This window comes from Flavobacterium ajazii (assembly GCF_010614725.1).
In the GTDB taxonomy this organism is placed as follows: domain Bacteria; phylum Bacteroidota; class Bacteroidia; order Flavobacteriales; family Flavobacteriaceae; genus Flavobacterium; species Flavobacterium ajazii.
The window spans coordinates 280,220-295,174 of record NZ_JAAEHL010000006.1 but is presented as its reverse complement, the minus strand read 5'-3'; the positions used below and the strand labels follow the sequence as shown (position 1 = coordinate 295,174).

General features: G+C 32.1%; 13 protein-coding genes. 2 read left to right on the top strand and 11 right to left on the bottom strand.

Annotated elements, in window-relative coordinates; genetic code table 11:
• Nucleotides 1-790 precede the first annotated feature (790 nt).
• The 11 genes from atpG to GWR14_RS13105 form a co-directional block, all read right to left on the bottom strand.
• Entirely contained in the window at nt 791-1,651 is an 861-nt protein-coding gene (gene atpG / locus GWR14_RS13155) for an ATP synthase F1 subunit gamma (RefSeq protein ID WP_163409510.1), read from the bottom strand.
• A 69-nt stretch (nt 1,652-1,720) separates the two neighbouring features.
• Entirely contained in the window at nt 1,721-3,298 is a 1,578-nt protein-coding gene (gene atpA, locus GWR14_RS13150) for a F0F1 ATP synthase subunit alpha (RefSeq protein WP_163409508.1), read from the bottom strand.
• 38 nt (nt 3,299-3,336) lie between these two features.
• A complete protein-coding gene (gene atpH, locus GWR14_RS13145; RefSeq protein WP_163409507.1) occupies nt 3,337-3,870 on the bottom strand; it encodes an ATP synthase F1 subunit delta in 534 nt (177 codons plus the stop codon).
• Between the two features lie 4 nt (nt 3,871-3,874).
• On the bottom strand, nt 3,875-4,375 hold the full coding sequence (locus GWR14_RS13140) for a F0F1 ATP synthase subunit B (RefSeq protein WP_163409505.1): 501 nt from the start codon (nt 4,373-4,375) through the stop codon (nt 3,875-3,877).
• Between the two features lie 132 nt (nt 4,376-4,507).
• Nucleotides 4,508-4,699, bottom strand: a complete 192-nt coding sequence (gene atpE, locus GWR14_RS13135) for an ATP synthase F0 subunit C (protein WP_163409503.1) — start codon at nt 4,697-4,699, stop codon at nt 4,508-4,510.
• An 86-nt stretch (nt 4,700-4,785) separates the two neighbouring features.
• Nucleotides 4,786-5,940, bottom strand: a complete 1,155-nt coding sequence (atpB, locus tag GWR14_RS13130; protein WP_163409502.1) for a F0F1 ATP synthase subunit A — start codon at nt 5,938-5,940, stop codon at nt 4,786-4,788.
• Between the two features lie 567 nt (nt 5,941-6,507).
• Nucleotides 6,508-6,735 (bottom strand): AtpZ/AtpI family protein, encoded by a 228-nt coding sequence (locus GWR14_RS13125; RefSeq protein WP_163409500.1) that lies wholly within the window; start codon nt 6,733-6,735, stop codon nt 6,508-6,510.
• Nucleotides 6,701-7,111, bottom strand: a complete 411-nt coding sequence (locus tag GWR14_RS13120; protein ID WP_163409498.1) for a bactofilin family protein — start codon at nt 7,109-7,111, stop codon at nt 6,701-6,703. The genes GWR14_RS13125 and GWR14_RS13120 overlap by 35 nt, the downstream gene beginning before the upstream one ends.
• Nucleotides 7,112-7,114: 3 nt before the next feature.
• On the bottom strand, nt 7,115-9,739 hold the full coding sequence (gene porW / locus GWR14_RS13115; RefSeq protein ID WP_163409496.1) for a type IX secretion system periplasmic lipoprotein PorW/SprE: 2,625 nt from the start codon (nt 9,737-9,739) through the stop codon (nt 7,115-7,117).
• An 88-nt stretch (nt 9,740-9,827) separates the two neighbouring features.
• The gene (locus GWR14_RS13110) at nt 9,828-10,523 is read right to left on the bottom strand and encodes an ABC transporter ATP-binding protein (protein ID WP_163409494.1); all 696 of its coding nucleotides are present in this window, start codon (nt 10,521-10,523) and stop codon (nt 9,828-9,830) included.
• A 76-nt stretch (nt 10,524-10,599) separates the two neighbouring features.
• Nucleotides 10,600-12,060, bottom strand: coding sequence for a DUF5687 family protein (locus GWR14_RS13105; RefSeq protein ID WP_163409492.1), 1,461 nt, complete (start codon nt 12,058-12,060; stop codon nt 10,600-10,602).
• A gap of 128 nt (nt 12,061-12,188) precedes the next feature.
• Between GWR14_RS13105 and GWR14_RS13100 the strand changes: the two genes are divergently transcribed.
• Together GWR14_RS13100 and GWR14_RS13095 are read left to right on the top strand one after the other, a co-directional pair.
• Complete coding sequence (locus GWR14_RS13100) at nt 12,189-13,241, top strand: ferredoxin--NADP reductase (protein ID WP_163409491.1); 1,053 nt, start codon at nt 12,189-12,191, stop codon at nt 13,239-13,241.
• A gap of 156 nt (nt 13,242-13,397) precedes the next feature.
• On the top strand, nt 13,398-14,936 hold the full coding sequence (locus GWR14_RS13095) for a hypothetical protein (protein WP_163409489.1): 1,539 nt from the start codon (nt 13,398-13,400) through the stop codon (nt 14,934-14,936).
• Nucleotides 14,937-14,955: the final 19 nt, after the last annotated feature.

The window sequence follows — 14,955 nt, the reverse complement described above, 5'->3', positions numbered from 1 at the left end:
ATCACTAAATGTGGGTATTGTAGCTTAAATAATATAATTAAATATTTGTAATACTAAAAAGCTAAATGTTTTTTAGTTAAAAAATTGTAATAAATAAGGGAGTGATACAGCTGATATGTAACCCTAAAAAAAAACAGAGCATCGGGATTAATAAAAGCTAATTTGTAACCCGTAAAAAAACAAAGCATCGGGATTAATAAAGCTAATTTGTTCCCATAAAATAACAAAGCACCGGGATTGATAAAAGCTAATCTGTGACCCGTAAAAAAACAAAGCAATGGGATTGATAAAGCTAGTTTGTTCCCATAAAAGACAAAGCACCGGGATTGATAAAAGCTAATTTGTAACCCGTAAAAAAACAAAGCACTGGGATTAATAAAGCTAGTTTGTTCCCATAAAAGACAAAGCACCGGGATTGATACAGCTGATATGTAACCCGTAAAAAAACTAAGCCGGGATAATTTAGCTATTTGTACCCTAAAACAAAGCATCGGGATTGATATAGCTAATAAGTAACCCTTACAAAAACAAAGCACTGGGATTAATAAAGCTAGTTTGTTCCCATTAAAACAAAGCAAAGCGGGTTAATCCGCTAAAATCTTTAAAATGGTATTGATTCTTGGGGAAAAGGATTCTCCGGAATCACCATTTTAAAAGTAATTTTAAGGATTAATATTAAATTTATAATTGTGTACGATTAAAGTTTAATGTTTTTATGGGGAATTCTTAAAAGTAAAAAGAGCCTGCAATTAACTGCAGGCTCTTTTTGTTTTTTATTATCGAATTAAACTTATCCGTTCAAAGCTTCAGCTCCACCAACAATCTCAAGGATTTCGTTAGTAATTGCAGCCTGACGAGCTTTGTTGTAAGTTAATTTCAATTGGTTTCTTAATTCTGTTGCGTTGTCAGTTGCTTTGTGCATTGCTGTCATACGCGCTCCGTGTTCTGAAGCAAATGAATCACGAATACCTTTATATAACTGTGTTTTTAATGATTTTGGAATCAAAGTCAACACGATTTCTTCTTTTGAAGGTTCAAAAATATAATCTCCTGCAGAAACTGATTTATCAGATTTAATAGGAGCCAAAGGCAAAAACTGCTCAACCTGAACAATTTGAGTTGCAGCATTTTTAAACTGATTGTAAACCAATTCAATTCTGTCGTATTCTCCAGATAAGAATTTTTCAGTCAAATTATCTGCAATTCCGGCAACATTTTCAAAAGTTAAATGATCAAAAATTGCATTATGGTGTCCGTGAACTTTATGAGTTTTAGCTAAAACATCGTTTCCTTTTTTACCGATAGGAAAAACATCAACCTGCTTTCCAGCATAAAATTCAGTACGGTTTTTGATTTCTTTAATTACATTTGAATTGAATGCACCACATAAACCTCTGTTAGAAGTTATTGCTACAAGCAATACTTTTTTTACTTCACGTTGTGTTGTATAATCTCCCCCAACTTCACCATCAAGTGTCGCAGAAAGATTTTGCAGCAACTCCGTTAATTTCTCGGCATAAGGGCGCATTGCAGTGATTGCATCTTGTGCTTTCTTAAGCTTTGCAGCAGAAACCATTTTCATCGCCGATGTAATCTGCATCGTCGATGAAACGGAAGTAATTCTATTACGGATTTCCTTTAAATTTGCCATTTTTTCTAATTAGAAAATTTGATAATTAGATAATTGAAAAATTTCTCTTCCAATTATCTAATTGTCTTATTAGTTATATTTTGCTGAAATTTCTTTTGCTGCTTTTTCAATAACATCAGTAATGTTATCATCCAATTTACCAGCTTTCAACGCATTAAGCGTATCTTTATGTTTACTGTTTAAGTAAGCGATGAAATCAGCTTCAAATTCTTTTACTTTATTTACAGGAACGTTTTTCAATAAATTTTTAGATCCTGCATAAATAATAGCCACTTGGTTTTCAACAGGATAAGGATCATTTAAACCTTGTTTCAAGATTTCAACGTTTCTTTTTCCTTTTTCAATTACGTTTAAAGTAACAGAATCCAAGTCAGAACCAAATTTAGCAAAAGCCTCTAATTCACGGAATTGAGCCTGATCTAATTTTAAAGTTCCAGAAACTTTTTTCATAGATTTAATCTGAGCATTACCTCCAACACGAGATACAGAAATACCTACGTTAATTGCAGGACGAACACCAGAATTGAACAAATCTCCATCAAGGAAAATCTGGCCATCTGTAATAGAAATTACGTTTGTTGGGATATATGCAGAAACGTCACCAGCCTGAGTTTCGATAATTGGTAATGCAGTTAATGAACCACCACCTTTTACGATAGACTTGATAGAATCTGGTAAATCGTTCATATTTTTAGCGATACCATCATCAGCAATTACTTTACAAGCACGCTCTAATAAACGAGAGTGTAAGTAGAAAACGTCTCCAGGGTAAGCCTCACGTCCCGGTGGTCTTCTTAATAAAAGAGAAACTTCACGGTAAGCAACAGCTTGTTTAGATAAATCATCATAAACGATAAGAGCCGGACGACCAGAATCTCTAAAGTATTCTCCAATTGCAGCACCAGCGAATGGAGCATAAACTTGCATTGGAGCTGGGTCAGAAGCATTAGCAGCAACGATAACCGTATAAGCCATTGCACCTTTTTCTTCTAACATTTTAGCGATTCCTGCTACAGTTGAAGCTTTTTGTCCAATTGCAACATATATACAGAATACAGGTTTTCCTGCATCATAAAATTCTTTTTGATTTAAGATTGTATCGATACAAACAGTTGATTTACCTGTTTGACGGTCACCAATAACAAGCTCACGCTGACCACGTCCAACTGGAATCATAGCATCAACTGCTTTTACTCCTGTTTGTAATGGCTCAGTTACTGGCTGACGGAAGATAACACCAGGTGCTTTTCTTTCCAATGGCATTTCGTATAAGTCTCCACCAATTGGTCCTTTTCCATCAATTGGAAAACCAAGAGTATTTACTACACGTCCTACCATTTGCTCACCTACTTTAAGAGAAGCAATACGTTGAGTTCTTTTTGCTGTTGATCCTTCTTTGATACCTGTTGATGGTCCTAAAAGTACCACACCTACATTGTCTTCTTCAAGGTTCAATACAATAGCTTCAAGTCCGTTTTCAAATTCAACCAACTCACCATATTGTACATTAGATAACCCGTAAACACGAGCAATACCATCCCCAACCTGAAGTACCGTTCCTACTTCCTCTAGCGTAGCACCAGATTCAAAACCTTCTACTTGCTTTCTTAATATTGCTGAAATTTCAGCAGGTTTGATTTCCGCCATCTTAATTTATAATTTAGACACTTTTTGTGTTATAAAAACTAATTACTTAACTCTCTCTTTAAAACTTGTAATCTGTTTGCAACAGAAGCATTGTATTGCTGATCACCTATTCTTAAAATAAATCCTCCTATAATTGATGGATCTACAATATTTTCTATTGTTATTTTTTTATCTGATAATGAAGCAACTTTTGCTAAAACTTTAGCTTCTAAAGCAGCATCCATTGGGATTGCTGTCGTAACTTTTGCTACTTCTATTCCATTGCCTTCATCAAATACTTTACTGTATTCTACTGCGATTGCTTCTAAAATTTCAAATCTTTTGTTTTCGAATAATAAATGAAATAAACCTTTAGTTACACCATTTACATTTGCAAAAACTTCTAAAAGAGCACTCTCCTTAACTTCAACTGTTGTTGTTGGGTTTTGGATAAAATTGCTCAATTCTGTATTTGTTTCAATTGCTAATGCAATTGATTTCATATCGTTATTAACAGCTTCGGCAACACCTTTAGAGTTTGCTAAGTCCAGAATTGCTTTTGCATAACGAATTGCTGCTCTTGTACTTGCCATAATCTTAGTTTAACTTTACGTCACCTAACATTTTCTCAACTAATTTAGTTTGAGATTCTTTGTTAGATAGTTCTTCTTTCAATAATTTTTCAGCAATACTTAATGATAAAGTTGAAACCTGAGATTTCAATTCTGCCATTGCAGCATTCTTTTCACTTTCGATAGCTGCTTTAGCCTGTACGATCATTTTTTGACCTTGTGCCTGAGCTTCGTTTTTAGAATCAGCTATCATTTTCTCTTTCATTTCGCGAGCTTCTTTCAACATCGCATCACGTTCTGCACGGGCTTCATTCAAAATTCTTTGATTATCTGCCTGAAGGTTTTCCATTTCTTTTCTTGCATTTTCTGCAGAAAGCAACGCATCTTTAATTCCTTGCTCTCTTTCGTTTACTGCATCAAGAATTGGTTTCCATGCAAATTTTTTCAACAAAAGAATTAATCCAACAAAAATAATTACTTGCCAGAAAAACAAACCGAACTCAAACTGATTTATTAACTTATCCATTATATATGATTATAAATTTTTAAATTTTGTCTTTTTATAATTGCAATTAATTAAAAGCAATTTTAATGTATTAATTTTTAAAACAATAGTTACAACCAACCGTTGCAACTATTGTTCACATTTTTGTTTTAATTAAGATGCGAATAACGCAGCGAAACCAATACCTTCAATAAGTGCAGCAGCGATAAGCATAGCTGTTTGGATTTTTCCAGAAGCTTCTGGCTGACGAGCGATAGCGTCCATTGCTGAACCACCGATTCTACCAATTCCTAATGCTGCTCCGATTACGATTAATCCTGCTCCAATAATATTTGGAATTTCCATAATATATATAATTAAAAATTAAACATTCAATTGATTATAGATTTTTGAATTTAGATTACTAATCATCCAAATCCTAAAATCCGATTTTAATGATGACCTTCTTCTTCGTGGTGGTGCTCTTCTACAGCCGAACCAAAATAAAGTGCAGAAAGCATTGTAAAAATATAGGCTTGTAAAAAGGCAACTAAAATTTCAAGTATAGAAAGTACAAATGATAATCCAAAAGATAAACTGCTTCCAATCCAGCTTTTAAAGATAAACATTAATCCAATAATACTCATTAAAACTATATGACCAGCAAAGATGTTAGCATACAAACGAATCATTAATGAAAATGGTTTGATAAAAACTCCTAACAATTCAATTGGTGCCAAAATAATTCTCATTGGTTTTGGTACACCTGGCATCCAAAAAATGTGACCCCAGTAATTTTTATTTGCTGTAAGATTTGTAATTAAGAAAGTAAGGATCGCTAAAGAAAAAGTAATTGTTAAATTACCTGTAGCATTAATTCCTAGTGGAGTTAATCCAAAAATATTTAAAAACAAGATAAAGAAGAATATTGTCAATAAATAGCTCATGTATTTTTTATAGTGTTTCTCTCCAATGTTTGGAATAGCAACTTCGTCACGAATGTAAACTACCAGCGGTTCGAAGATTCTTCCAATACCAGAAGCAATACCTCCGTTTTTGGCATATGATTTAGCTAAACTTGAAAATAACCAAAACATTAATAGTGCTGCTGTAAAAATAGAAATTACTGTCTTTGTAATTGAAAAATCTAAAGGACGCACATTTGTTGGATGACCAGTTTTCTCATCTTCAGTAATTGTTCCTTCAGCATCTGTTTTGTAAATTTTACCATCGTGATGATTAATCACATAATAGTTCCCGTTTGATTCAGCTATTGCGTGTCCATGATTAAATTTTGAAGAAGAAAAAATTTGAAGACCATTATCCCAAATAATTACAGGTAATGGAAAACCATAATATTTACCTGTTTCATCATCCTGGGTTAAAGTAAAATCATGAGAATCTAAAACGTGGTGACCAATAAATGCTTTAATCTTAGATTTTACATCTGTTGGCTCAGCTGCATGATGCCCTTCTGAAGCTCCTTCATGAGCTACTTCAGTTTGAGTATGTGCAGCGTCTTTTTCTGAATTAGCAAAGGCCATTACCGGAAGACAAGCTACTAAAGCTACAAGAATAAATCTGAGTGGTTTGTTTGAAATCACCATATCGTGGAAAATCTTATTTTTTTACGTTTCTAAAATTTGGTGCAAAGGTACATTTTTTATTAATATTAAAAAGGATCTGAAAAATTATTTTTGAACCTTGTTATACAGAATCCCTATTTTATAGCTTTTTATTTAATAATCGGGCAGTTAAAAGCGTCTCAAATAACAAAAACAAAATAAATGTTATAAAAAAGTTGATTTTTTCAACAGATACGTTATGAATTTTATCTGATAAAATCGGCTTCAATATTAAATAGGACAAAAACATTTGAATAAAAGTTCCCAACATAAAAAACATTCCTATACTATCAAATTTATCTTTTTGAAACTTTACTATAACAATTAATAATATCGTTGAGAATGCCAAAAAAATTAAGTAGAGGATTTCTATTGTATAATGAAAATTACTGTCGTCAAGTTTTAAAAAAGAAAAAACTACCTTATGTATTATATAGGTAAAAAAAGTAATGAAAAATAAATATAAAACAGGCTTGTATTTTTTTAAAAGCATTTGAAATAATTTTCTGCAAAGATGCAACATTTATTTAAAGCTGTTTAAAAAGCGATTTACTTTGTTTTGTTAATCTCATTTACCTGCCGGATTACATTGTATAAAGCAAGACCAACCCCAACCATCACTAATACCTTATTATAGTAGATTTTTTGACTTGGATGATTTTCGTCCAGCCAGGTACCCAGATAGCTAAACAAAAAAATAATAACTCCCATCTGAATGGGAATATTTATAAGTGCTATCCACTTATTCCGTTGGTTCTTGTTTGGCTCTTTTTCCATCTTTCAAAGTTACTTCTTTAGTATTTGTAAGCATAGTACAAGTAGCGGTAAACTCAGCTCCCGGCTCTATAGATAATTTCCCAACAGCCACCTCGCCATGGATGTGAGCCGTAGCTTTTATATTAAGTACTTCCAGAACTTTTAATTTTCCCTGAAATTCTCCTTCAATATCTGCATTATGGCAAATAATTTCTCCTTTAATAATTCCAGACGGTCCAATAACTAATTTTCCTTGTGAAGTAAAATTCCCAATCAGTTCACCATCCAGTCTGAAATCGGCTTTTGAAACAATATCTCCTACAATAGATGTACCTTCCACAATTCGGTTGGTTTTTCCTAAAAGTTCAGTGCTGCTTTTCTTTGCTTTTTCAAACATGGATTATGGGTTTTTTGGCGCTAAATAATTCTGAAGATTTTTCTTCATCTGAACTATTTTGTAATTGTCATTTGATATAATAATAAAAGGATGGGCAATTTTATACTTTTGATCATCTCTTAAAAGTTTTGCAACATCTGTGGCATAAGCTTCAGATTTTATACCGTGGATAACAAAAAAACTTTGTGTCCTATTATATTTATCAACAGAAGTAGTCAATCTTTCAAAATTTTCAATCAATAAAAAAACCTTAATTGCTTCTTCAATTTTTTTAGCTGTTTTAGTGTCATTATTAGAAACAACATATAAAATTTTCCAGTTCTTTGTGTCAACTGTGGTAAAATCAAGTTTTTCAAGACCCGGAACCTGTTTTTCTAAAATTTCGCGTGCACTTTTACCTTCTTCACTGTTTGGGTAATTATCAGCAACATTTTCCAATCCTTTTTTGTAAGCTTCCAAACCATTTGCTTTGGCCAAAGTATTTGCCTTCAGTAACTCAAACTTAGAAACAATTTCATCTCCTGAGTATTGATTAATCAAATTATCAATATTGTCTAAAACAGTATAATATTGTTCTTCCTTAAATAATTTATACCATTTTTCATATTCCTTATCGGGTGATAAATTCGAACCGTTTTCAGGATTTGTATTATTTAAAATCTGGGCATATCTAGAATCCGGATATTTAGTCGTAATATCAAATTTTATCCTTTCTGCCCTGGCCGGATTTGTAATTTGATAAATTTTATACAAATTATACATCGATGGTAAAATCCATTTTTCTTCCGGATTATTTAAAAGCAATTGTTCAAATTTTCCACTTGCTAAATCATATTCCTTAAATTTTTCCTTGTAAATTAATCCCAACTGATAGTACGCAAAATTACGTTCCTTCCCGATACTGTCCATGGCAACCTGAGTAGTTGGAAGCTGTTTTTCGTAAAATTCCGTTGTGTATTTTTCTATAACAACTGCATCTTTCAAAGCATTCAACGAATCCTGCTGTGCATTCATTGCATCTGTTTCTGCTAAATTTGCATTTGCTTTTGCAGCAGACATTCTCCAGTTATTTGCCAGAGCCCTGTTGCCCCACATTTTTTTGAACTGCAATTTTCCGTACGCAACCGTTGACGGATTATAAAAATAGAACGTACTTGCAGCGTCATTTCCTGAGGGAGGATTGAAGGCACCCGGAGGAGCTACAGGAGGGTTATTTCCTGCTGACTGAGGATTAACAGCTACAGGCCCGCTATTCGAATTTGTATTTTGTTCGATATTAGCTAATCGTTCTTTCTCTTTTTCTTCTAAAATTTTCTTTGCTTCGTCTTTCTTTTTTAACTCCGCAATATAATTTTCGAAATACAGCTTTCTTTCAGGATCAGGTAAACCTTTTACCTTAATAATACTGTCATTTCGTTTTGCTATTGCTTCGTATTTGATAACGTCATCTAAATTTTTTCTATTTTTTTCGATGAAAATAAACTCTCTAGTTTTAGGATTTAATTTTGCCAATGTACTATCGTAATATTTGGCCGCCATAGCATAATCTGTATTTTTAAAATACATGTTACCTATATTTCTATAAGTCGAAGCGACCAAATAAGAATCTTTTGAATTTCTGTCCAATGATTTATTATAGAACTCTAAAGCATTTTCTTTTTGTTTTCTTTTATCATAATAAACTCCCATTTCATAAAAAAGAATATCATAATAAGGTCTGTTTTCACGATCTTTAACCAGCTTGTTGTAAGTCTTTAAAAAAATGGTATCATTGTCGTTTTCATAATCAAACATCTGTGCTTTTTTAGCGTACGCCTGCATCATATATTTTCTGTCAGCCTTACGGTTCATATCGATTACCGCATTGTAAAAATAAACGGCACTGTCCCTTTTTCCAACTTCCTGATACATTTGCCCAAGAATAAAACGGTATCGTGCTTTTTGTTCATTTATTTTCGAAAATTTTTCAGCAACTTTTAATCTTGTAACAGCACTATCTTTTTCTTCCAGATTTAAAAATGCCTCAGCCAGCAAAGCATTTGCATCAGAAAATGTTTGTTTACCTAAATCGGTGTTTTTTAATAAAAGTTTGATGTTCTTTATTGCAATTGCGTCATTTCCTAAACGCATATTGGTTTTTTCACGCCAAATTTTAGCTGTATAAATATTACTGCTGTTTGGGTATTTGTATAAAATGTAATTGAATGCTTCAAGTGCGGGAATAAAGCGCTGATCATAATATCTTGCTTTTCCGAGCATCAGGTAAGCTTCATCAATCTGTGTGTTTTTTTCTCTTCCGCCAATATTCATTGAATGCTTCTGAATCGCTTTTGTCGCTTTTGTTTCAGCCAGTTCAAAATCCGGATTTTTGGTTTTTTCCTTCTCAGAAATATCTTCATCGATTTGCATTTTTTCGATTGGAAGCATTTCCCAGAAATTGTCCTGATCATTATTTTGAAGGGTTTTTAATCCCTTGTCCAGCGCTATTCCGCCATTATACAAAATGTTATATTTTGTACTCAGGGCGTGGGATTTTCTGGCTAAAAAAGTATCTCTTTTGGTAGAACAGGCTATCAAAAAAAACAAAAAGACAAAAGGAAAACTATATTTCAGAGTATTCTTTTTCAATAGAAAAGAGTTTAAATCATTTAACTTCTAAAAAGGATTTTTAGTATAATGACTGGTAAAAATACGCTTCTTTTTGAAATATAGAAATTTAAACCGCAAAAAACGATTCCAACTCCTGTAAGGTTTCTTTTGAGGTCTGAATATCTTTTACAATTTCTCCTCTATTCAAAGCAACGATTCGATCACAAACCTCAACTGTATGCTGTAAATCATGACTCGAAACCAAAACTGTAATGTTTGGATTTTCGGCTAATTCTTTAATTATTTTTTTTAACCTGCTTACTGTAGTTGGATCTAAATTGGCAAAAGGCTCGTCCAGAATAATTACTTCCGGATTACCAATAAGTGTTGCGATAATTCCAACTTTCTTCTGATTACCTTTTGATAAATCACGCAGGTATTTTTTATTTTTTAAAATTTCTCCGTTAAAAAATTCTTCATGCTGCTCTAATAGAGCATCAACATCTGCTTTATTCTGATGACGTAAATCTCCGATAAAATAGAAATATTCTTCTGGAGTTAAATAACCTATCAGAAAACTTTCATCCAAAAATGAACCTGTAAAAGATTTCCAGTTTTCGTTTGTATTGACCTGAATATTGTTACTGATAATGTTTCCTGTTGAAGGCTGAATCAAGTCCAGCAATAAACTAAAAAAAGTAGTTTTTCCTGCTCCGTTATTTCCCACTAAGCCAAAACTTTGTCCTTTTGGAATTTCAAGATTGTTTATGTTTAAAACTGTATTTCCGTTATATTTTTTTGAAAGTTGGTTTACTTTTATCATCACTTTTGGTTTAATTGTTAATCTGTTTTTTTAATCAAATAAAATTATCTCATTATCAAATTGGCACATTTTCTAATTAGTTCTTTTGTTTATAAGCGCTAATCGTACTGTACTTTTCAATTTTATATCTTTTTTCTATAAGCGAAAAAACTTTGTTTCTAAAAATAAAACCTAAAATTCCCGCTCCTGCAACAAAAGACAATCCAAGAGCTTTATTCCCTAAATAAAGCCCAAGGCCATACAATCCCAAAGGCAATAATAATTTTGGTAAAGTCAGTAACATGGCATTAATATTAAATGCTTTTTTGTCACCAAAAGCTCCTCCGGCATTACTTAAATCAATTGGAGTTTTGGTAAATGCTCCTCCAAGAAGTACTAAATGTGAGTTGACTCCGATATTATAAATTGCTCCAACGACAATTGTCAGATAAACTTCCCATCCGTAAAAAAGATAAAATGATGCTAAAATGGTCGAAACAAAAGTGGCAATAACAACCAGCCACCATTTTGAAGTGATGTATCCCCGATATGGAATATTTTGTGTCATCATGAGTTGATAATACGAACTGTCCCAGCTTGGTACAAACTGACCGAAGACAAATAAAAATCCACCAGAAACAAATATTCCTGCAAAAATATACATGACCTCAGGCTGATGCGAATTACCAAAAAAGATCAATCCGTAAAACAAAAAGAGAATACTCATAAAGATTGTCGTTTTGGATCTTTTGTTTCTTTTAATCAATTTTATATCATTTTTTAGAAATGTTCCTAAAGTCCCGAATTGATTTAACCAGACAAGGTTTTCTGTTGTGGCAATATCTTCTTTTTTAGAAAGACCAGCGTCTAAAAATAAATTGTTTTTAAAATATTTGAATGTAAAAATATACAAACCAATTAATAGCAGAACCGGAATTAAAAATAGTCCTTTAGCATCATAAAATAACTGAAAAACTGGTCCGGTAAAAGACGTAATATCAAAGAATTTATAATATTGTGCGGCCCCCAAACCCAATGTGATTGCGATAAAGACAACAAATAATTTATCAATATTACTCAAAATAATATTCAAAAAATTGTTGATATATACTACGGAAAAAGCAGCTATAAACCAAAAAAGAATTCCCAAAACATCATAGCCTTCAATAATAAGTACTACCGAAAAAGGAACAAAAAAGAGCGCATGTGCCCAATTAAAAAATGATATTGCTGTTTTGCCTAATGAGAAATGAACAATTGTTGGTTTTTTGAAAGGCAGAACCAATAACGGCTTGATATTTAATACCGGAATAGCCTGCATTAACAAACGAACTACTAAATCGAATAAAAAATAATAAATCAAAAATTTATTGACAGTTATCAAAGGTTCGAGATTCATTTTCTTTAGGATGTAAAATGCTCCTATTCCCATTCCGATAAAAATGATGGAGAAATAGACCATCAAAAAACCTATCAGGATTTTCATTGCTAAATTAGCACCAAAAGATGCCGATCTGGTAAAGGCTTTCCATTCGAGATAAATAAACTTTTTAATCATGGTTATTTGGTTTTCAGTTTTGTAGTAAGAGATCAAATGTAGAGAAACGTTACAAAAAAAGTTAAAAAAAATAATTTAGTACTACTCAATTAGTTGCTGTTTGCTACTTTTGCATAAAATATCATATCATGCCTTCATTCTTAAAACTCATAATTAAAGAGGTAAAACGAGAAACTACCGATGCTGTTTCCATCCTTTTTAATGTTCCCGAAGAACTAAAATCAGACTATAAATTTATTGCAGGACAATATATAAACTTAAAATTAACTCTTGACAATCAGGAAATTCGTCGTGCTTATTCTATTTGTTCAGGGCCTGAAAGCGGTGAATTACGTATTGCTGTAAAAGCAGTTAAAAATGGTTTGTTCTCACAATTTGCCAATACCAAATTAAAAGCAGGCGATGTTCTTGAAGTAGGTCATCCTGAAGGGAAATTTACTTTTGAACCGGATGCCGAAAGACAAAAAAATTATGCAGCATTTGCAGCCGGAAGCGGAATTACTCCTGTACTTTCGATTATAAAATCGGTTTTAAAAAGTGAACCAAAAAGTTCATTTGTATTGGTTTACGGAAATAAAACTCCGGAACAAACGATTTTCCATCAGGAATTACACGATTTACAATTGCAATACGTAGGACGTTTTTTTGTGCATTATGTATTTAGTCAGGCTAAAGCTGAAAACGCTTTGTTTGGAAGAATCGACAAATCGGCGGTAAATTTTGTACTGAATAACAAACACAAAGAACTGGAATTTGATAAGTTTTACTTGTGTGGTCCTGAAGAAATGATCAATACGGTTTCCGGAATTTTAAAAGAGAAAAACGTAAAAGACTCCGCTATTAAGTTTGAACTTTTCACTTCTTCTTCTCAGGAAAATGAAATCAAAACTTCGCTTGAAGGACACACAAAAATCACTGTTTTAGTTGATGATGACGAAGTTACTTTTGAAATGTCTCAAAAACAGACTATTTTGGATGCTGCTTTAAAACAAGGAATTGACGCTCCGTATTCCTGCCAGGGCGGAATCTGCAGCAGCTGTCTTTGCCGTATAACTCAAGGTAGTGCCGAAATGACGAAAAACTCAATCTTAACCGATAAAGAAATTGCCGATGGTTTGGTGCTTAGCTGTCAGGCACATCCAACTTCTGAAACTATTTATGTAGATTTTGATGATGTATAATCGTTGAAATTTCTAAAAAAATATAAATTCCAAATCCCAATTTTTATGTTGGAATTTGGAATTTTTTTTCACCGTTTAATAACAAATTTTAAATTTATCCGAAACAAAATTACAAAGTGATTTCATACATTTGAACTTTCTCTAACTAAATTATATATGAAATACTTTTTGTTTTTTATTTTATTTATCAACTCTATCATCGGTTTTTCTCAAAACGATTATCAAACATTTGCCGATAAATATGATGAATTTATTTCTTATGCAAAACCAGATAAAAACAATAACCTTTCTAAATATTTTGCAAAACGAATAAATTCAAGCTTACTTGATCACTATAAAATTAACGATACAATAAAAAACAAAAAATTCGTTTATCTGACTTTTAAAATTGACCAGCAAAATAAAGTAACCAATATTATTGTCAATTCGCCATACTCAGAATTAAACAAAAATATTCGTGAAGCCTTTATAAATTATAATATTGAAGATTTAAATATTCCCGAAAAAAATCAACTGAACACTTATGCGCTACAGATTCTTTCCACAGAAGGAGATAAAATGATCATTAATTGCAGCACAAATGTTGTCTTTGATAAACTTCCTGTTTTTGAAGGATGTGAATCTGCTGTAAATAAAACGAAACTATCCAACTGCCTTCTGAACAAAATTTCTGAACATGTAGCAAATAATATTTCACCTGCCGAAATTAAAAAAGCAAAAATATTAGGATCATTAAATTTACGTGTAAAATTCTCAGTAAACGAACAAGGGGAAATTGAACAGGTAAATTGTAAAGCGCCAACAGATAGTTTGACCAAAGAATTAAATCATGTTGTGGCACTCTTTCCAAAAGCCAAAATTCCAGCTACCCGTAATGGTAATCCAACCAGCTTTGTTTATGAAAAAACCATTTCTCTTGAAATAGAATCTGACAATGAAAAATATAAAGAGGAAGTGAATGAATATCAAGAAAATCTTTTAAATGTAAGTGACGAATTTCTAAACCCGAATACTGAATTAGCATTTCATTTTAAAAAATATATTAGCGCCGAAGAACTTGATAAAATTCTTCTCTTGAAAGGTCCTATTAACATCTATTTTAATATTGACAAAAAAGGTAAGCCAATAAATTTTAAAACCAATGCTTATACGTCAGAACTTAATGATAAACTTGTTGGGATTTTCAAAAAATTTCCATTTGAAAAATTAAATATAAAACCTGTAAATACAATAGATTCATACAGTTATCCTTTGATAATTAACAGACTTAACAAAAATATAATTGTGTCAAGCGATAAACCATCTATCCATACACCCCCTTTTTTTGATAAGGACTGTGAATCATCAAATTCAAAAGAGTTATACGATTGTATGAATCAAAGCATTAAAAATCTTGTAGTTAATAATTTTAAAAGAACTATCCGAAATAAAACAAAACTTAAAGGCGTCATTAATGTCCGTTTTTCGTTTCAAATAGATGATAAAGGTAAAATCATAAATGTAAAAGCATTTGCACCTAATGCAGAAATTTGCAACGAGCTCGAACAAATAATAAAAAGCATCCCGGATGTTTATAAACCTGCCTATCTAAACGGAAAAGCTATAATTACAACCCGCAAATATTCTTTTGGTTTTAATGTTGGAAACAGTACCGTTGATGAATTTAAAAGTTTGAGAAAAACTCCTGGGCCATAAACCCATTTTTTGAAATTAT